General features: G+C 65.0%; 15 protein-coding genes and 1 pseudogene. 5 read left to right on the forward strand and 11 right to left on the reverse strand.

Annotated features, from left to right (window positions below; translation table 11 throughout):
• Positions 1–32: 32 nt before the first annotated feature.
• The 5 genes from GSQ87_RS12660 to GSQ87_RS12680 form a co-directional block, all read right to left on the reverse strand.
• Positions 33–287: a phosphate starvation-inducible protein PsiF gene (locus GSQ87_RS12660; RefSeq protein WP_158915787.1), complete on the reverse strand. Its 255-nt coding sequence runs from the start codon at positions 285–287 to the stop codon at positions 33–35.
• 19 nt (positions 288–306) lie between these two features.
• Positions 307–1,503 (reverse strand): acyltransferase, encoded by a 1,197-nt coding sequence (locus tag GSQ87_RS12665; protein ID WP_158915788.1) that lies wholly within the window; start codon positions 1,501–1,503, stop codon positions 307–309.
• Complete coding sequence (locus GSQ87_RS12670; protein WP_158915789.1) at positions 1,504–1,761, reverse strand: hypothetical protein; 258 nt, start codon at positions 1,759–1,761, stop codon at positions 1,504–1,506. It abuts the gene before it with no gap.
• Positions 1,762–1,967: 206 nt separating this feature from the next.
• Positions 1,968–2,405: a hypothetical protein gene (locus GSQ87_RS12675; RefSeq protein WP_158915790.1), complete on the reverse strand. Its 438-nt coding sequence runs from the start codon at positions 2,403–2,405 to the stop codon at positions 1,968–1,970.
• A gap of 45 nt (positions 2,406–2,450) precedes the next feature.
• The gene (locus GSQ87_RS12680; RefSeq protein ID WP_158915791.1) at positions 2,451–2,942 is read right to left on the reverse strand and encodes an RICIN domain-containing protein; all 492 of its coding nucleotides are present in this window, start codon (positions 2,940–2,942) and stop codon (positions 2,451–2,453) included.
• A gap of 578 nt (positions 2,943–3,520) precedes the next feature.
• Between GSQ87_RS12680 and GSQ87_RS12685 the strand changes: the two genes are divergently transcribed.
• From GSQ87_RS12685 to GSQ87_RS12695, 3 genes are read left to right on the forward strand one after another with little or no spacing between them, the layout of a single operon-like run.
• Complete coding sequence (locus tag GSQ87_RS12685; protein ID WP_158915792.1) at positions 3,521–10,015, forward strand: MBG domain-containing protein; 6,495 nt, start codon at positions 3,521–3,523, stop codon at positions 10,013–10,015.
• An 11-nt stretch (positions 10,016–10,026) separates the two neighbouring features.
• Positions 10,027–11,802, forward strand: coding sequence for a ShlB/FhaC/HecB family hemolysin secretion/activation protein (locus tag GSQ87_RS12690; protein ID WP_158915793.1), 1,776 nt, complete (start codon positions 10,027–10,029; stop codon positions 11,800–11,802).
• A gap of 21 nt (positions 11,803–11,823) precedes the next feature.
• The gene (locus GSQ87_RS12695; protein ID WP_216839265.1) at positions 11,824–12,549 is read left to right on the forward strand and encodes an AIM24 family protein; all 726 of its coding nucleotides are present in this window, start codon (positions 11,824–11,826) and stop codon (positions 12,547–12,549) included.
• Positions 12,550–12,586: 37 nt separating this feature from the next.
• Here the strand turns inward: GSQ87_RS12695 and GSQ87_RS12700 are convergent, their stop codons facing one another.
• From GSQ87_RS12700 to GSQ87_RS12710, 3 genes are all read right to left on the reverse strand, one after another.
• On the reverse strand, positions 12,587–12,964 hold the full coding sequence (locus GSQ87_RS12700) for a transposase (RefSeq protein ID WP_158915794.1): 378 nt from the start codon (positions 12,962–12,964) through the stop codon (positions 12,587–12,589).
• A gap of 381 nt (positions 12,965–13,345) precedes the next feature.
• Positions 13,346–14,248, reverse strand: coding sequence for an SDR family oxidoreductase (locus GSQ87_RS12705; protein ID WP_158915795.1), 903 nt, complete (start codon positions 14,246–14,248; stop codon positions 13,346–13,348).
• Positions 14,249–14,307: 59 nt separating this feature from the next.
• Positions 14,308–15,048: an SDR family oxidoreductase gene (locus tag GSQ87_RS12710; RefSeq protein ID WP_158915796.1), complete on the reverse strand. Its 741-nt coding sequence runs from the start codon at positions 15,046–15,048 to the stop codon at positions 14,308–14,310.
• A 116-nt stretch (positions 15,049–15,164) separates the two neighbouring features.
• On the opposite strand from GSQ87_RS12710, the gene GSQ87_RS12715 reads away from it, so the two are divergent.
• Both GSQ87_RS12715 and GSQ87_RS23105 read left to right on the forward strand, forming a co-directional pair.
• On the forward strand, positions 15,165–16,061 hold the full coding sequence (locus tag GSQ87_RS12715) for a LysR family transcriptional regulator (RefSeq protein ID WP_158915797.1): 897 nt from the start codon (positions 15,165–15,167) through the stop codon (positions 16,059–16,061).
• 533 nt (positions 16,062–16,594) lie between these two features.
• Positions 16,595–16,876 (forward strand): annotated as a pseudogene (locus GSQ87_RS23105) (integrase arm-type DNA-binding domain-containing protein); the annotation flags it as partial.
• A gap of 278 nt (positions 16,877–17,154) precedes the next feature.
• Here the strand turns inward: GSQ87_RS23105 and GSQ87_RS23110 are convergent.
• The 3 genes from GSQ87_RS23110 to GSQ87_RS22485 all read right to left on the reverse strand — a co-directional run bounded on the left by GSQ87_RS23110 (position 17,155) and on the right by GSQ87_RS22485 (position 19,070).
• Positions 17,155–17,394: a hypothetical protein gene (locus GSQ87_RS23110; RefSeq protein ID WP_371416696.1), complete on the reverse strand. Its 240-nt coding sequence runs from the start codon at positions 17,392–17,394 to the stop codon at positions 17,155–17,157.
• Positions 17,395–17,905: 511 nt separating this feature from the next.
• Positions 17,906–18,268 (reverse strand): hypothetical protein, encoded by a 363-nt coding sequence (locus GSQ87_RS22480; RefSeq protein WP_216839486.1) that lies wholly within the window; start codon positions 18,266–18,268, stop codon positions 17,906–17,908.
• A gap of 73 nt (positions 18,269–18,341) precedes the next feature.
• Positions 18,342–19,070 carry an acyl-CoA desaturase gene (locus tag GSQ87_RS22485; RefSeq protein ID WP_254062916.1) on the reverse strand — a complete coding sequence of 243 codons (729 nt, stop codon included), beginning with the start codon at positions 19,068–19,070 and terminating at the stop codon, positions 18,342–18,344.
• Positions 19,071–19,350 lie beyond the last annotated feature (280 nt).

Genomic DNA, 19,350 nt, shown 5'->3' on the forward strand with positions numbered 1-19,350 from the left:
GAGGACAGATTTTCAGAGACGGCAAGGCGCCGTCACATTTGACCCTTCTCGCATTTGAGGACGAATTTTTGGCTTGGCTTGCCGTGCAAGCCCTTCGCGCGAGCCTCCTTGGAGCATTCCAACACCTTGGCCGCTGCAGCCTTGTTCGCCAGCTTCGGCGCCGCCTCCGCCGCTGGCTGAGCCGTCGCGGCCATCGGCGCGAGAGCGACTGGGGCGAACGCGACCGACGTCGCGACGCCGATCATGGCAAGTTTGCTCAACGAAACTGAGATGATTGTTCGGCTCATGGTTGTCTCTTTCTAGTGGTCAGGCGGCCGTGGTCACAGCTTCGGCCTGGGCGGGAATAGAAGTCCGCCGGCGCCCATCAGAGAGCGCGTTGAAGAAAAGCCGCGCCGGCTCTTCGATAAAACGATAGGTCAGGGTCGCGCCCGCGATTGTCATGGCCACGCACACAAGGCCTGCAGCGTCCATCGCCCACGGACCGCCGAGGTTGAGCAGGTCGGAGCCGTCTACCGAGACGCTCCCCGGCTGCCCGAGGTGGCTGGCGATCGTCTGGACGACTGCCCCCATGCCCAGCAGATAGAGCGAGTGGGTCAGATAAACCGAATAGGAGACGGTCCCCAAGCCGATGCAGGCGCGGTGGCGCAGCAGCGCGCTGATCGGCCCGGACTCGAAGGCGAAGATCAGCACGACGGCGCAGAACAGCGGCGACGCGTAGGGCGCGGGAAACCTCTCGCCGAAACCGAACTCCAGAACCACCACAGCCACGGCGAGGCACTCCGACGCCAGGCCGGGGCGCCACTGGGTCTGCTTGATCCGCAGATAGGCGCCGTAGACAAAGGTTCCCGCGACGAAGCCGAACACCGATTGCGCCACATCCGTAAAGGCGGCGACCGATTCCGTGTGGAGCAGGGGGGCGTTGATCTGCCTGGCGATCATGACGTAGCCCCCGGCGATCAGCATGATTGCGGCCGAAACCCAGACCGAGCGTCGCCCCAGCCAGCAGACGTAGAGGCCGAACGCAAGATTGATCCAAAGTTCGACACTGATGCTCCAAGCCGGATAGTTCCAGGTCAGGGCCAGAGAGCCGAACCCCTGGAGCAGCGCGATGCTCGCCAGCAGGCCAGGGATGCTGTGGTCGTCGACGAAGGCGTCCTGTTGATGGGCCAGCGCCCACAGCTCTATGAGGACATAGGCCGCCAGCACGGCGGCGTGCAGCGGATAGAGCCGGCCGAACCGCCGGATGGAGAACCGGCGTAGCTGCGCGCCGGTTCGGAGCCTATGGCCGTAGGCGCTGGCGATCACGAAACCGCTCAGCACGAAAAAGAAGTCGACGGCGTGGAACGCGTTCCTGACCACCGACCAGCCATGGAAATGGGTCAGCGCGTCCATGTGATAGAATACGACGGCCACGGCGCAGAAGCCTCGGCAGGCGTCGAGCGCGCTGAATCTTTCCTTGGTGGGCGTCATCGCGGGCGCCGCGTCGCGGGTCTCGTCCAGCACTTACTTTTCGTGCTTCGACTTCACCTTCGTATGCTTCGTCGTGTGCTTCTTGGCCTTTGCCTTTATCGCCGGGCCCACTGCGCTCACCATCGGGTTGCCACGGGCCGGCCTGATCAACTGCCCGGAAATTCCCGGCGAGGGGCGACCCGTAGTGTCCGCTGGCAATGCGGTTTGGGCCATCGCGGCCATTGGTGCGAGAACGATCGAGGTGAACGCGACCGACGTGGCGATGCCGATCACCGTGAATGTCTTCAACATGACAGGGAGCTCTTCTGAAGCTCGGCCGCTGGTGGCCGGGGCGATGCAAGAGGGATTTCAGTATAGTGTCAGTCGTGCCGAAGACATCGCGCCGCTAACAGCGGTGCGGTCGGCGGGGGTCGCGCTCGGCTGCCGACTTCGGGGCGTCAATCGGCGTGCGATAACGCCCCGCTATCGGCATTCAAGAGAGGGTGGAAATAGGCTGTTTAGTGCGGTTGCGGGGGATTGGTGCAGTGGAAGTAGCTGGTTTTAGCGTCCCGCATGGCGGTGACGTTGACGATACCGAGGCCCGCTCCGTTGGGGATCGTCAGGGCGACGTAGTTGATGCCGTCCTGAGGCCGCTGCTTGACGGAATCAACCGCTTCGTCCTGCAAGACTTGGCGACCGCCGCCCATTTTGAGTTGCCCCTCCGCTCCCGCCATGGCCCAGTTACGGCTGGTTTCGTTGACCAGCTGACACTGTGCGGCGTCATCCGGCAATTTGTACCCCACGTTGAGGACATTGCCATTGCCCAGCGGCGCCGATTGCACAACGCTCTCCATGAAGGGGTTTTGGTTCATGGTGTAGCTGCAAGCCGAAAGCAGCGGCATCAGCAGAACGGCGGCGAAAAGGCGAGCTTGGGTGATCTTGAAAGTATATGACACGTTGCCGAACTCCGTTTAAGGGCGAATTATCGAATATTTCCGCCGTTATTGGTGGATGACCCAGATTTGACCCGGATAGTTGTGGCAAGCGTTCATATTCAATTCGGTGGTGTCCGTGTTCGGGCGAATTCCCAGGCAGACGCCGGGCCCCAGGAGCTGGCTGGTGACCGTGTAGGTGTCGGGCTGGTCCGTGGGCGTGAGCATCCATTGTTGGTTCTTCACGCTGGCGCACGACGCCATTTTCACGGTGCTGGTGTCCGCCGCGGCCACGCCCAGGCAAACGCCGGGACCCGTGCGCTGGCTCTGAAGGCGAACGAAGCCATGTCCGTTGGCAGGGCCGGTCGCCCAGTTTTCGGCCGGGTAGCCGGCGCACTTGGCCATGAACGGATGGCTGAGATCGGTTTCCTTCACGCCCATGCACTTATCCGGCGCCGAGGTGGAGTTATAGATATGGTTCGAATAGGTCTGAGCCTGCACTGTCGGCGCCAAGGCCAGAGCGCCGGCGAGCGAGACAAGCGGAATAAGCAGTTTGGTCATAGGAATTCCTTCAACGCCCCCCAAAGGCTGCGTTGAATGTAACCGCCTTTGCGCCTACGTCGGGGCCGTTTTAGGGTAGGGTGGAACATCGCATAGAGTAGCTCGATGTATAAATTCAGGTAGGAGCCAATTTTTACATATCTTTCAAATGCGAATTTATTGATGATATCCATAATGTTTATGAGAAGTGTGCAATACATTAGAAGGTCGCCAGCTCGAACGCCCAACCGACACAGAAATCTGAACGTGACGCGATTTTCTAAGCGAGCATCGCCTGAACGGGTTGGGACGGGGTTTTCCGGCCGAGCATGCCCCCTCCCTACCCACGACCGCGCTCACCACACGGCGCATCCGACCTGACCGGGGCCGCCCACCTACTCCACGGGGCGGTCAACCCTACTCCAAAACGCGCCCAACCTGAGCGGAAAGCGGTCTAGCTTGACCGCAACTGGGTCGCGTTTGAAGACGTCAGAAATCCCAATCGTAGTTTTAGCGCGTTCGGCGGAGGCATGCCGCCGACGTATGGGGTTCGCATGACAATTATCGGCAAACGTCTCGGCGGGCGCGGCGCTCTGTTCTTGGCCACTTCTGTTCTCGCCCTCAGCACTGCTGCAGGTTCGGCGTGGTCGGCTCCGGTCCTGCCGACGGGTGGTGTCGTGACGGCGGGCTCGGCCAGCATCAGCTCGACCGCCTCGACCCTCACCGTCAATCAGACCTCGGCCAAGGGTGTCATCAGCTGGCAGGGTTTCTCGATCGGCCAGGGCGGCGCGGTCCGGATCAACAACGGCTCGGGCGCGACCCTCAACCGGGTGACGGGCGCCAGCGTCTCGTCCATCGACGGCCTGCTCAGCGCCACCGGCTCGGTCTATCTGATCAATCCCAACGGGATCATCATCGGCAAGACCGGCGTGGTGAACACGGGCGGCAGCTTCGTCGCCTCTACCCTGGACGTGGCCAATTCGAGCTTCCTGGCCGGCGGCCCCCTCGGCTTCACGGGCAGCTCCACCGCCAGCGTGGTGAACCTCGGCAAGGTCGGCGCGCTCGGCGGCAATATCGCCCTGATCGCCACGACGGTGACCAATTCCGGCGCGCTCACCGCGGCCAACGGCACGGTCGGCCTGGCGGCGGGATCGAGCGTCACCCTGACGGACTCGGCCAACGACGACGGCGGCCTGCTGTCGGTCCAGCTCGGCGGACCCGCGAGCAGCGTCACCACCTCGGGCCTGATCCAGGCGGCGGCGGCGGAGCTTCGCGCCCAGCAAGGCAACATCTTCGCCCTGGCCGGCAATACCGGGGGCGCCATCGAGGCCACGGGCGTCGATGGCAAGGGCGGCCGGATCTGGCTGGTCAGCCAGGGCGGGACCGCAAGCATAGCCGGGACCCTGGACGCCCAGGGCGCAGGCGCAAAGCCCGGCCAGATCGAGACCTCGGGCCAGACCCTGGACATCGGCCAGGCAAGCGTGAACACCCACGGCGGGACCTGGCTGCTCGACCCCAGCGACATCACCATCACCAGCGCCAATGTCGGGACGCTGGAAGCCTCGCTGGCCACCGGCAATGTGGTCGAGGACACCAGCACCGGCTCCGGCGGGTCGGGCAATATCACCGTCAACGCCCTGATCACCTGGTCCAGCGGCTTCGGCCTGACCCTGAACGCGGTCGGCGCCCTGGCCATCAACGCCCCGATCACCGTCGCGGGGGCGGGCCAGCTTACGCTCAACTTCAACACCGCCGCCTCGGCCACCGACGGCCTGAGCTTTGGCCTCACCTCCGCCGGCTTCGCCGGTTCGGTGAGCTATGCGGTCGGAACGGGCGAAGGCGTTTCCGGCCAGGCCCTGACCATCAACGGCCAGGCCTATAATCTGGTCTACAGCATGGCCGACCTGGCCGGGATCAGCGGCGCCTACGCCCCCGCGGGCAATACGACCGCCTACGCCCTGGCCACGCCGCTGACCTCGACCACGACCTATACCAGCGCCGTGGTCTCCAACTTCGGCGGCACGCTGGAGGGTTTGGGCCAGACCATCACTGGCCTGACGATCGTCACGAGCAATACAAACGCCGGCCTTATCCAAGAGCTGACCGGCGGTGGGCTGGTGCGTGACCTCGGCCTTGTCGGCGGCGAGGTTTCGGGCGCCGTAACCGTCGGCGAGCTCGTCGCGGGCAACAATGGCACGGTCGAGACGAGCTACGCCACGGGCGCGGTCTCCGGCGCCAGCAACGTCGGCGGACTAGTCGGGTTCCAGGAGGGCACGATCAAGACAAGCTACGCCACGGGCGCGGTTTCGGGCGGTAGCACTGTAGGCGGGCTGCTCGGAATCAACGACGCTGGCTCGGTCTCAGCAAGCTACGCCACGGGTGCGGTTTCGGGCGGTAGCTCTGTAGGCGGGCTGATCGGGGAAAACGGCCTTGGCTCGGTCACCGCAAGCTACGCCACGGGCGCGGTCTCGGGAAGCGACTCTGTCGGCGGGCTAATTGGTTCTGGCTTGGGGGACCTGGTCTCGACGAGCTTCGCAACGGGCGCGGTCTCCGGCGCCAGCAACGTCGGCGGACTGATCGGGGCCGACGATGGCGGCACGGTCTCAAGCAGCTACTGGGACACCCAGACCACGGGCCAGAGCGCCAGCGCGGACGGCGGGACGGGCCTGACGACGGCGCAGTTTCAGAGCAATTCCGGCGGCTACATGTCCACCCTGGGCGCCGCTTTCGGCGGAGGGACGGGCGGCTTCTTTCCCTACCTCGCGACCTTCTTCCCCAACGGAGTCCAGGCGGTCGCCGGGACCTTGAGCGCGGCGCCGGCGTCCCAGGTGGGCCTGTATTCCGGCGGGGTCCTGCTGGGCCAGGGGACGACCTCGGTAGGGGCGGACGGTTCCTATTACCTGGCCGTGCCAGCGGGGACCTTCTCGACCGCCGGCCCGAACAGGGTCGGCGACAGCTTGGCGCTGCCCACCACCGCCGGAAACGGCGTGACGGTCGCCGCCGTCAGCGCGCTCAGCTACACCGACGCGGCCCCGGTCAGCGGTGGGATCCTGCTCCTGCCAGCCTTCAGCGCCGGTACGGTCCGCGAGACCACCGGGGACTCGAGCTACGGCCAGCTGCAGACCGACCTCGCCATCACCTTCGGCGCCGGCGCAATGGCCACCCTGCAGACGGCGCTTGCGAACGCGCCTGTGACCGTGACCTCCGCCCACGCCTCGGGCTTCACCGTCGATCAAAGCCTGACCTTGGCCAACAGCCTGACCATCGCCACGACGGCGACGGGCGCGCCGATCACCGTCAGCGCGCCGATCACCCTGACAGGCTCCAACAGCCTGACCCTGAACGCCGCCGACGCGCTGAACATCGACGCGCGGATCAATGTCACCGGCGGCGGCCAGGTCGTCCTCGGCTTCAGCACCAGCCCCACCTCGAACACCACCGGCGCCCAGACCGGCGGTCTGAGCTTCGGCCTCACCTCCGCCGGTTTCACCGGTTCGCTCAGCTATGCGGTCGGAACGGGCGAAGGCGTTTCCGGCCAGGCGCTGACCATCAACAGCCAAGCCTACAACCTGGTCTACAGCATGACCGACCTGGCCGGGATCGGCGGCGCCTACGCCCCTGCGGGCAATACGACCGCCTACGCCCTGGCCACGCCGCTGACCTCGACCACGACCTTCACCGACCCAGTGGTCTCGAGCTTCAGCGGCAAGCTGGAGGGCCTGGGCCAGACGATCACCGGCCTGACCATCAACTCGGGCGATGATGATGTCGGCCTGATCGGCACAGTGAACAGCGGCGGGCTGGTGCGCGACCTCGGCCTCGTGGGCGGTGGTGTTTCGGGCGACGTTGGCGTCGGCGCCCTGATCGGGGCCAACGCGGGCACGGCCGAGACGAGCTACGCCACAGGGACCGTTTCGGGGACGGGTGACCTCGGCGGGCTGGTCGGGGAGAACCTCGGCGCCGTCTCGACGAGCTATGCCACAGGCGCGGTCTCGGGGAGCGTCGGTATGGGCGGCCTGATCGGAATCAATGGCGGCCCAGTCTCGACGAGCTACGCTACAGGCGCGATCTCGGGAACTGAAACCGTCGGCGGCCTGATCGGAGCCAACGTAGCCTCGGGCACGGTCTCGACAAGCTACGCTACAGGCGCGGTCTCGGGAGCGAATTTCCTTGGCGGGTTGGTCGGAGCCAACCAAGGCGCTGTCTTGACGAGCTACGCCACGGGCCCGGTCTCGGAGAGCGGCAACTTAGGCAACCTCGGCGGATTGGTCGGGGACGCCGGCGGCACGGTCTCGACGAGCTATTGGGATACTCAGACCACGGGCCAGAGCGCCAGTCCGGAAGGCGGGACGGGCCTGACGACGGCGCAGTTTAAGAGCAATTCCGGCAGCTACATGTCCAACCTGGGCGCCGCTTTCGGCGGAGGGACGGGCGGGCTCTTTCCCTATCTCACGGCCTTCTTCCCCAACGGCGTCCAGGCGGTCGCCGGAACCCTGAGCGCGGCGGCGGCGTCGCAGGTGGGCCTGTATTCCGGCGGGGTCCTGCTGGGCCAGGGGACGACCTCGGTAGGGGCGGACGGTTCCTATTACCTGGCCGTGCCGGCGGGGACCTTCTCGACCGCCGGCCCGAACAGGGTCGGCGACAGCCTGGCGCCGCCCACCACCGCCGGAAACGGCGTGACGGTCGCCGCCGTCAGCGCGCTCAGCTACACCGACGCGGCCACGGTCAGCGGCGGGGTCCTGACCCTGCCGGCCTTCACCGCCGGTACGGTCAGCGAAACGACCGGGGACGCGAGCTACAGCGCGCTCCAGACCGACCTCGCCGCCACCTTCGGGGCCGGCGCGCTCTCCACCCTGCAGACGGCGCTCGCGAACACGCCTGTGGTCCTGACCTCCACCAACACCGGTGGCTTCACCGTCGATCAGGCGGTGAGCGCCGGGGGCGGCTTCAGCCTCACCGCCGCCGGCCCGCTCACCCTGGCCGCCGCCGGATCGATCGCAGCGGGGTCGGGCGCCGACATCTCGCTCAGCACCCCAGGCAGCTTCGTCAACCAAGCCGGCGCGGCGGCCCTCACCACCTCGGGCGGCGGGAACTGGCTGGTCTATTCCGCCAACCCGACCGGAGACACGTTCGACGGCCTGAACAGCAATAATACGGCGGTCTGGAACACCGCCGCCGGAGCCCCGGTGACCGCCTCGGGCGACCGCTACGTCTTCGCCCTCGCGCCGACCCTGACGCTAACCGCCACCAGCGACAGCAAGACCTATGGTCAGGACGACAGCGCGGACCTGCAATCCCATTATACGATCACCGGCTTGGAGCCGGGGGTGAGCGGCGCCTATCTGGGCGACACCGCAGCCGCAGTCTATTCCGGCGCGCCCGCCATCAGCTCCACCGGTTCAGGCCAGACGGCCTCGGTGGCCGGCGGCCCCTACGCCATCGTCGCGGCCGCCGGAACCCTGGCGGTGCAGGACGGCTACGCGCTGTCCATCGCCGCAGGCGGCCACCTGACCGTGAACCCGGCGCCCCTGACCATCACCGCCGACAGCGGGTCGGTAACCTACGGCAGCTCCAGGCTGCCGACGCTGGGCGCCAGCTACATCGGCCTTGTGGCTGGCGACACGCCCTCCAAGTTCATCGCGGATCTGTTCGTGACCATCTTGGCAGGCGCCTATAACGGACGTGCAGGCTCGGGCTCCGACGTCGGGAGCTACACCGTTGTCCCCGACGGCGGCGCCAACTCCAACTACGCCATCAGCTACCGGTTTGGGTCGCTCACCGTGACCCCAGCGGCCCTGACCATCGCCGCAAGCAGTTCGTCGATGACCTATGGAGCCTCCAGCTTGCCAGTGCTGGGCGTCAGCTACAGCGGCCTGGCCAACGGCGACACCGCTTCAAGCCTGGCCACCGCACCGACTGTGGCCACCACGGCGACGGCATATAACGGAACCGCCGGCTCGGGCTCCAACGCCGGGCGCTACGCCATCACCGCCTCCGGCGCGGTCGATAGCAACTACACGATCAGCTACACGCCCGGCTCGCTCACCGTGAACCCCGCCGCCCTGACCATCGCCGCCAACAACGCCTCGACGACCTACGGCGCCTCCACCCTGCCCGCCCTGTCGGCCAGCTATACCGGTCTGGCAAATGGCGACACCGCTTCGAACCTGAGCACCGCGCCGAGCCTCGCCACCACCGCGACCGCCTACAACGGAACCGCCGGTTCGGGCTCCAACGCCGGAACCTACGCCGTCACCGCCTCCGGCGCGGTCGATAGCAACTACGCGATCAGCTACACGCCCGGCTCGCTCACCGTGAACCCCGCCGCCCTGACCATCGCCGCCAACAACGCGTCGACGACCTACGGCGCCTCCACCCTGCCCGCCCTGTCGGCCAGCTATACCGGCCTGGCCAACGGCGACACGCCCTCAAACCTGAGCACCGCGCCGAACCTCGCCACCACCGCAACCGCCTACAATGGGACCGCCGGCTCGGGCTCCAACGCCGGGACCTACGCCGTCACCGCCTCCGGCGCGGTCGATAGCAACTACGCGATCAGCTACACGCCCGGCGCGCTCACCGTGAACCGGGCGTCGATCACGGTCGCGGCCCTGGGCGGCATTTCCACGAGCGGCGCAAGCCCGGCCAATCCAGGCCTCTCCGTGGCGGGCCTTCAAAACGGCGATACGACCACCGCTCTGGGCGGCCTCAGCAATAGCTTTGGGATCACCTCCAGCACGCCGGCGGGCGCCTATGTCCTGACGGTGCTCGGCGCGTTGACGGACCCGAACTACACGGTCGCCTCCACCTCCCCGGGAGCGTGGACCGTGTCCGCCGCTGCGGCTTCAGTCGGCCCGATCCCAACCTTGACGACGGTTGCGGGGGTCCTGCCGGAGACGGGCGGCTTCACCACCCTGAACGGATTGGTCCCGGGTGTGACGCCACAGATAGGATTGCTGCGTCTAATCTCTCTTGCCCAAACACCCGACCAGACAGCGCCAGCCTGCGCATCGTCGTCAGTCGGCTGTCCCGGCGCACCCTACCCAACCAACCTGCAAGTCGGCCCCGGCATTCGCTTCGTGGCCTCGAAGTGAGCGCCAGATCCATGACGATTCAAAGCAAGACGCACTTCTGCGGCGCCTCGCTCGCCGTCGTGCTGGCCACCGGCCTGCTCGCCTCGCCCAGCCGGGTCTTGGCCCAGGCGATCGAGCGTAACCTGCCGCCCGCGCCCCAGCCGGCGACGCCTCTGATCGCTCCCGCCAACCTGATCCCCTCCGATCAGGACGCCACGCCGATCGGGGCGATGCTGAAGGGCGTTGTGATATTGGGCGCGAATGACCCGGCGCTCTCCGAGCCGACGACGACGGGCGTGGACGTCAGCCGCGCAGCCCGGCTGAACGGCGACGCCGGCCACCTGGCCGGGTTCCTGGGTCAGCCGATTTCACGCAAGCTGATCGCGCAGATCGAGGCCGAGATCGCCAATCGGTACCGCCACGCCGGCTTTCCCTTCGTCAACCTGGCGACGCCGCCCCAGGAGATCACCTCGGGCGTGCTCCAGATCCGGGTGCTGGAGTTCCGCCTGGCCCAGAAGACCGCGCCGGGCGCAGAAGCGAATGATGCGCTCTATATCGAAAGCCGGGTGCGCGCAGAGCCGGGCCAGCCGATCGACACCAACCGCCTTGCCCAGGATCTCGACTGGCTGAACCGCTTCCCCTTCAGGAAGACGGAGGCCATGTTCACCCCGGCGACCACGCTCGGCGGCACGGACCTCGCCTTGCAGACTACACCGTCGAAACCCTGGTCGGCCTATGTGGGCTATAGCGATTCCGGCAGTCCCCGGACCGGTATGGACCGTTATTTCACGGGCTTTCAAGCGCTCTTGCCCAACACCCGCGACATCCTGGTCTCCTACCAGTTCACCGGCTCCAACGACGAGCTGTTCGACGGCGGGCGCCTGTTCAACACCTCCCCAGATCCGGCCTATGTCAGCCATGCCGGCCGACTGATCATCCCGACCCTGGCGCGTCAGGACATCGAGGCCTCGGTCAGCTATGTCCAGTCCACCGAGCCCGCCCAGGACTTCCTGGTCCGCCAGACCACCTATGAAGGAACCCTGGCTTATCGGAGCGCCCTCTCCGACATCTGGAGCGTGCTGCCCGGCGAAGGCGTGATCGGGGTCGAGGCCAAGCGCCAGACCAGCCGCACCCTGTTCGACGGCGCAGTCCAGGCGGGATCGTCCTTCGACGTGTTCCAGGTCACGGTCGGATATGCCCAGCAGGAGACCGACGCGTGGGGCCGAACCTCCGGCGACATCACCGCCCATATCAGCCCGGGTTCGGTCAACGATCAGAACACCGCCGCCGCCTTCGCCAGCTTCTCTCAGGGCCGGTTCGATGAGGCCCGGTACGCCTATCTCTCGTTTGATCTCAACCGATACACCCTACTGCCGCCGGTGTTCGGCCTGGCTGGGTTCAGCCTCTCCAACACCCTCATCGGTCAGTATTCAGCCGTAGCGCTGCCGCTGACCGAGCAGATCGGCCTTGGCAATAACAGCCTGGTTCGAGGCTACACGCTGGATGATGGCGCTTTCGACGCCGGCGTGGTCAGCCGTAACGAGCTGCGCGCACCCAGTTTCGCTCTGCTCGGACGAACTGGCCGGGTCTCCGACCAGCTGTCCCCCTATGTCTTCCTCGACGCCGGCTACGGCAAGGATCGGAGCACCAAGATCGATGCGGCCCCGATCTCGACGGGTCTGGGTGCAGACTATCAGCTCACCACCCACCTGACCGCCACCCTCGACGGCGCCTGGGCGCTACGAAGCGTTGGCTACACCCGCTCCGGCGATGCTCGTCTGGAAAGTCGCGTCACGTTCAGCTTCTGACGGCGCTTGTTGTAAAAATTAGTGATCGCCGCAGGAGAAATGTTTGTGTCGCAATTGCCTGAACTTATAGTGACAAAAGTCGGTGCGGATGTCGCTGCAGGCGTGAGCTATCATTTGGATGGAGAACTCGCGCCCGTCTTGACCGTCGACGTAAGCCAGCGCCCGGTATTCTTCGAACAGCACATCCTCTTTTGGAAGCACCCCGATATCCACATCAGCCTCAAGCCGATGCATGGAATCCTCAAGCGGTTCGTCGCAGGTGTCCAGATGTTCATCCTTCAGGCCAGCGGGCCAGGGTGCATCGCCTTCAGCCGGAGCGCCGTCGGCCACATCGTCCCGATCCGCTTGGCTCCGGGTCAGACCATGCATGTCCGAGCCCACCAATTTCTGGCCGCAACGGACACTGTCGATTACGGCTTCGAGATGGTTTCCGGACTCCTGAACAGGGCCATGGGTGAAACAGGAACCTTCCTCGATCGATTCAGCGCTGGTGCAGAAGAGGGCGTCGTCTGGCTGCACGGGCACGGCAACGTATTTGAGAAGACGCTCGCGGAGGGCGAGTCCATCGAGGTCCAACCGCTTGGTTGGCTCTACAAGGATCCTTCCGTCCGAATGGAAACGGACAGCGACACGTTCACAAGCGGCTTGTTGGGGTCCAACACGAACTTCATCTTCAACCGCCTCACGGGTCCGGGTCGTGTCGGGCTGCAGTCCATTCTTGTTCATACTCAAACCGAGCAAAAATGAATCCCTTTGACGGTTGCTTAGGATCAGCACTCATTGATCAGAGCCAGAAGGTGACGGCGGCGGCGATGCAGGTGTCGGACATGAAGATGTGGGCGCATCGATCGTAGCGGGTGTGGACGCGCCGCCAATCCTTGAGCCTGCCGAACATATTCTCGATCTTGTGGCGCGGGCGGTAGAGTGTCTTGTCGTAATCGAGTTGAATTTTACGGTTCGCCTTCGACGGAATGCGCGGGGTGATGCCGAGCCTGCTCAGGGCCTGGCGGAACCAGTCTGCGTGGTAGACCTTGTGCCCAGTAACGCCTTGGCCTTGGGAAGGTGCGGGCGAGATTCGAAATGTAACGGCCGTTTGGCGCCCATAGCCGCCATCAGCCTTCTGCCAGAAAGACGACATCTGGCGGGCGTGAAGATGGCCCAAGACCACAGCCTGATGTCCACAGCTGGAGGTCAACCGGACTCGCCACCGTGGCCGCATAGCGGACCTAGCCAAAGGGCGAGTTTCTGGAGTCATGCTCATACGTGCCGGCGACCCGTTGCGGACTCTTGCAGCGCGCCATAGGACTCTGAGCAGCGTGTTGGAAATCGACGATCAGCCCCCGAAATGACGCCAACTTAGCATCATTGAACGGTGGCTCTACGCCCCGGTCGCAACCTCAGCGGCGATGGGCAGTCCGTGACCGCGCTGCACTCGGAGGAGTATCGGCGCTTTGTCGCGGCGCTTGCGCAAGCCAGGCAAAGCTCCGCTAAAGCCCGGTTTCCGGCGATGCGGCCGCAAAGCGCATCGCCGGTCCCCAACTCCCTATCCTTTGAGGCGCGGCGACAGCAGCGCCTCAAGGCCGATGTTGCGGTACATCTCGCGGCGCATGCGGTCGGCCACCGCATTCACCACCTCGGCCCCGTCCTGCGACGGATCGACATGGACCCGGAATGGCCGCTTGCCGAAGGGCATGTCGATGACGCGCACGATCTGGCGGGCGACTTCCGACGGATCGGCGTCGGCGGGCTCCAGGCCGGCGAGGCCCTTCAGCGCCCGATCGGCGATCCCGGCATAGGGGCCGGCTTCGTATTCCGCGACCCGGTCCTTGTCGGCGGGAGCGCCGGCATGGGCGAAATGGTTGGTGCCCTTGGTGAATGCACCGGGGACCATGATCGTGGTCTCGATCCCCCATAGGGCCAGCTCGGTGGAGTAGGAGACGGCCAGGGCGTCCATCGCCGCCTTGGCCGCGAAATAAGGCGCCAGGAACGGCGGCGTCCCTCCGCGGGTCGAGGACGAGCCGACCCAGACCAGGAGGCCCCGTCCCTGGCCACGCAGGTGCGGCAGCGCGGCGCGGTTGACCCTTTGCGCGCCCATGACGTTGACGTCGTACTGCTGGATATACTGGTCGGGCATGAAGGCTTCCGCCGGACCGAAGACCATGTGGCCGGCGTTGTGCACAACGACGTCCAGCCGGCCGGTATCGGCGATGACGGCGGCGACACCGGCCTGGGCGGAGGCCTCGGATTGCACGTCGAGCTCGACCGTCCGTAGATCAGCCTTCTGCTCGGCGGCCCAGGCGGCGATAGCCGCGACCTGGGGCGCGTTGCGACCCTCAGTCTCGCGCATGGAGGCGTAGACGGTGTGGCCCGCCTGGGCCAGCGACTGGGCGGTCATCAGGCCGAAGCCCGACGAGGCGCCAGTGACAAGGATGACTTGCTTAGACATGGCGTGGTTCCTTTGATCTGCAGCTTGGAGGGAATGGGCGGCGGGACGCCGGGCTCGGATCAGATGATCCCGCCGTTGGCGCGCAAGGTCTGGCCGTTGATCCAAGCCCCATCCGGGCCGGCCAGAAAGGCGACGACATCAGCGATGTCTTCCGGCTGGCCGAGGCGTTCGAGCGGGGCCAGCTTGGCCAGGTGGTCGACGACCGCCTGCGGCTTGCCGTCGAGGAACAACTTGGTCGCCGTGGGCCCAGGAGCCACGCTGTTGACGGTGATGTTCCGCCCCCGCAGCTCCTTGGCGAGGATGCTGGTCATGGCCTCGACCGCGGCCTTGGTGGCGGCGTAGACGCCGTAGGTCGGCTGCAGCAGGCCCGTGACGCTGGACGAGAAGTTGATAACCCGCCCACCGTCGCGCAGACGCCGGGACGCCTCGCGCAGGGTGTTGAACGTGCCCCTCAGATTGACGGCGATGTGACGGTCGAACAAGGCGTCGTCGCTGTCGCCGATCGTGGCCAGCTGCATGATCCCCGCGTTGTTGACGAGCACGTCCACCCCGCCGAACGCGGTCTCGGCGGAGGAGAACATGCGGGCAGTCTGGGCCGCGTCGGAGATGTCGGCCTGGGCGGTGATGGCGCGGCCGCCAGCGGCTTGGATGGCGGCGGCCAGGGCCTCCGCCGGGGCGGCGCTGGAGGCGTAGTTGACGACGACTGTGAAACCGTCGCGGGCGAGGCGCGCGCTGACCGCCGCGCCAATGCCGCCGGCGGCGCCGGTGACGATCGCAACCTTGCTGGACTGGGTTGTCATGATGCTTTTCCTTGGTGCGAGCCGCCGGTCATCGGCAGCTGATGAAGGCAGGTTACGCCTTCCATCGGCGCGGATAATCCTCCACGATCCGCCATCACTATTCGAAAGTGCGAACAATGGATCGTTTCGACGCCATGCGCGCGTTCACCCGCATCGTGGAGCGGCGCAGCTTCACCCAGGCGGCCGAAGACCTGGGCCTGCCCCGCTCGTCGGTTACCGACGCGGTCAAGGCCCTGGAGGCGCGCCTTGGGGTGCGGCTGCTGCAGCGGACGACGCGCCAGGTCAGTCCGACGCTGGACGGCGAGGCCTACTACCAGCGCTGCGTCAGCCTGATCGCCGACCTGGAGGAGGCGGAGGGGGCCTTCGCCGGAGCCAAGCCGTCAGGCCTGATCCGCATCGACGTCCACGGCACCCAGGCGCGGTATTTCCTGCTGCCGGGCCTGCCCGGCTTCCTGCAGATGTATCCCGGCATCCGCCTGCATATCGGCGAGGCGCACCAGCCGCTGGATATGATCCGAGAGGGGTTCGACTGCGTCCTGCGCACCGGCGACTTGGGGGACAGCGCCTTGATCCAACGCCGCCTGGCCACGCTGGAGCGGGGCACCTTCGCCAGCCCGGGATACCTAGGCCAGTTCGGCGCGCCGCACAGTCCCGACGACCTCGACGGCCATCAGATGGTCGGCCTGATGTCGCCGCACGCCAACGAGATCATCCCTTTGGTCTTTCGCTCAGCGGACAAGGTCTGCGAGTTGCTCCTGCCGGCCGTGGTGACGGCGACAGGGCCCGAGACCAATGTTTCGTCGGCCTGCCTGGGGCTGGGTCTGATCCAGGTCCCGCGCTATCGGGTCGAGGCGGAGCTCGCGTCCGGCGCCCTGGTCGAGGTTCTGCCGGACTTTCCGCCGACGCCCCTGCCGGTCCACATCCTCTATTCCGGCTCCCGTCAGCTTTCGCCACGTCTGCGCGTCTTCATCGACTGGGCGGTCGAGCGATATCGCGGCGTCTCTGCGGGTTGAGGCCTACCGAGGCTGTATGACATCGACTGAAGGCGTCACGCAAGGTCCCACCAATAGGGCCCTAAACGTCTCAATTGTCGTTTATGGATGTCTACATTCTGCCGGCCGGTGAGAGTCCGCTCATGGCGCAATCTAGCCCCATGCGGTCGCGCCAAGACCCCCAAACGATGCGAACGAAAACGCCATCCTAAACCGCCGCACCTACGACACAGCCACCATCGAATTTTTGATGCTTGTACCCGCGGCGGTAGGATTCGGTTTTTGGCGGCGTACGGCGGGAAGTTGGCGCGCCCGGAACGATTCGAACGTCCGACCCTCAGATTCGTAGTATTACCAAGTACAATATCCGCACCTACGCCATCATAACCGATATTGATCTTTTCCGTCACTTAATGTATTGTCTCAACTACGGTTTTTCGTGCTTTGTCGTAGTTTCGGTTACTTTAGCGTGACTAGGCCCGAAACATCCGCATCGAGGAGGTTCCCCCGGCTAATCCCCGGCTAATTTCAGGCGCAAAAAAAGCGAGATCGTGATGCCAAACCAGAGTCTGTCGCTCAACGATAAGGTGGTCGCCCGCCTCGCGTACGCTGAGGCCGGCCAATACTCAGCGCGCGACACCGAGCTGAAAGGCTTTTTCGTCAAAGTCGGAAAACGGTCCAAAACGTTCTTCGTGGAGGGCGAGTTTTGGCGGGATGGGGTGCGCGAACTGCGGGCGATGACGAAACTTGGCGAGTTTGGCGACATCTCGACTCGTGACGCCAGGTCGAAGGCGAAGGAGGCCCTCGGCAGCATCGCGCGCGGACAGCGGCCAGGCGACGACGCCAAGCCGAAACGGGGCGCCGTCACCCTTCGCGAGGCCTGGGACAAGTACCGCGACGCGCACATGGTCAGAAAGGGCCGAAGCCCAGGCACCATCGCCAACTACAAGGATCACGTTGAGCGCCTGTTCAAGGACTGGCTGGATCAGCCGCTGGGCCGCCTCGGCAGGCAGCCGGCGCTGGTCTCCCAGCGCCATGAGAAGATCACGGCCGAACACGGGCCCTATATGGCCAACGGGGCGATGCGGAGCCTTCGCGCGATCTACAATCACGCCTACCGATCAAATCCCGACCTTCCCCCGGTCAATCCGGTGACCGCTGTGGACTGGAACAAGGAACACCGCCGTGACACGGGGATGTCCGATCGCGCTGCAGGAAAATGGCTTGAGGAGGCGTACGCGCTCGATAACCCGATACGTCGCGAGTACCACCTGCTGTTGCTGCTCAGCGGCTCACGGCCGACGGCGTTGAAGACGGTCCGGATCGAACACGTGGATCTGCGCCGGAGGATCATTCACATCCCAAAGCCCAAGGGCGGCGAGATAAAGGCGTTCGACATTCCATTGTCGCGAGCGATGGTCCGATGCGTCGTCCGCACTCTGCGCCTCGGGCGGACCCTACACCCCGAGCAGGCGCTGGCTTGGCTGTTCCCTGCCGACAGCGCCTCGGGGCACCTCGTCGAGCACAAGGAGGATCGCTCGGACCTATCGAAGTGGGGCAACGATCTTCGCCAGAGCTATCGAACGCTCGCGCAGATCGCTCAAGTTCCGGACTTGGACATCCATCTCCTCATGAACCATTCGCTGCCTGGCGTGAACGCTGGCTACATCACGCGCGGCGCGCTGCTTGAGGGCCACCTTCGAGCGCAGCAAGAACGAATCTCCAAGGTCGTCGAAGAGAGCATCGGTAAGAAGGGCAACCACCCAGTCGCCATGTGGCTGCGAAGCATGAAGGTCGTTCCTGAGGTCGTGCTCACAGATGCGATTCAGCTGGCCGCGTAGCCACGCCGCGGGCACGCCGTGCGTTCAGATCGGCAGTTCGGTCTGGAGAGCAAGACGGGCCCCCACGGCGGTAAGCAGGAGCTCGTAGGCGCGGTCCACGACCTCGTCTGAGGCTCTGGCTTTGGAGTACATCGTCTTCGCCAAGGCGTCGATCTCCGCGCGTTTGGGCACCACAGACAGGTGCAGCGTCGACAGGACCTCGGCTGAGGTGCGGTGCGCGTCGGTCAGGACGACGCGAAGTTGCACGAGCTCAAGATCGTGGAGCGCCGCCACGATGCCGCTCGCGATCCGATCGGCGTTGAAGTGAACCACAAGCCGCTCTGCAGTCCGCTCGATGACACGGGCGCTGAGACGTTGCTCTTTACGCAGCGCCTCAGACGGCGGCATTTTCAGATCCCACACGACGCCAAGGCGTGACAGTATCCACAAGATGTAAAAGGTTGGATCGAACTCCCACCACTTAAGACCCTGGCGAACACTGCTTTGATAGGCGTGATGATTGTTGTGCCACCCCTCCCCCATGGTGAAGATTGCGAGGGCCCAGTTGTTGCGAGATTCGTCTCCCGTCAGATATCGTCTCCTGCCGCTCACGTGCGCGAGCGAATTGATGCAGAAGGTCGAGTGGTAGACAAGAACGGTGCTCCAAAAAAAACCCGACCACCACGCCCGACCAACCGGCGAAGAGAAAGCAGAGAATTCCGACAATCACGGCAGGCGCCAGCTCAAGCTGGTGCAGCCACATCAGCTCGGGGTAGCGGGCGAAATCCTCGATTTTGACGAAGTCCGTTCCGTCATGCTTTCGATCGAAGATCCACCCGACGTGGCTGTAGAAAAAGCCCCTGCGAACCGGCGAGTGTAAATCTTCCAGGGTGTCTGCGTAACGATGGTGGTGGCGGTGTTTTGCAGCCCACCACAAGACGCTGTTCTGCGCACTGCTCTGGGCCAGAAACGCGAGGAGAAACTGGAAGGTCCGACTGGTCGAATAGGCGCGATGGGAGAAATACCGATGATATCCGGCGCCGACCGCAAAAATCCGCAGCCAATAGAGCGCCACGCAAATCGCGACGGCGCGCCAGGTGACGCCCGTCCAGATCGCCGCAAAACAGCTGAGGTGCACCAAAGCGAATGGGATGGCCGCGGGATACACGATGTCGGCAGACGCTCCCTGAACGCGGATATCGGACGACATGACCAGCACTCCATTGCCGGGACACGGCACAGATTAAGGTCCAGCCCTCGGCAGGGTAGGACGTCCGCGACGACCATCGCTTGGTTGGTGAGCGGATCGAGAAGACAACGGATGACACGAGGAGCGCCGAGAACCCGGCCGCACCCCTGACTTCCCTGCCCCTGAAATGGGCTCGTCAGCAGTGTTCACAAGCTTAACGGTAGAGATGAGATCGCGCGACAGCTCTCGCCTCGAGACGGGGCGTCAGACAAATTCAAAATATCCGACGATTTTCCCAACC

Origin of the sequence: Caulobacter sp. S45 (genome assembly GCF_009765965.1) — a bacterium.
Taxonomy (GTDB): Bacteria; Pseudomonadota; Alphaproteobacteria; order Caulobacterales; family Caulobacteraceae; genus CAHJWH01.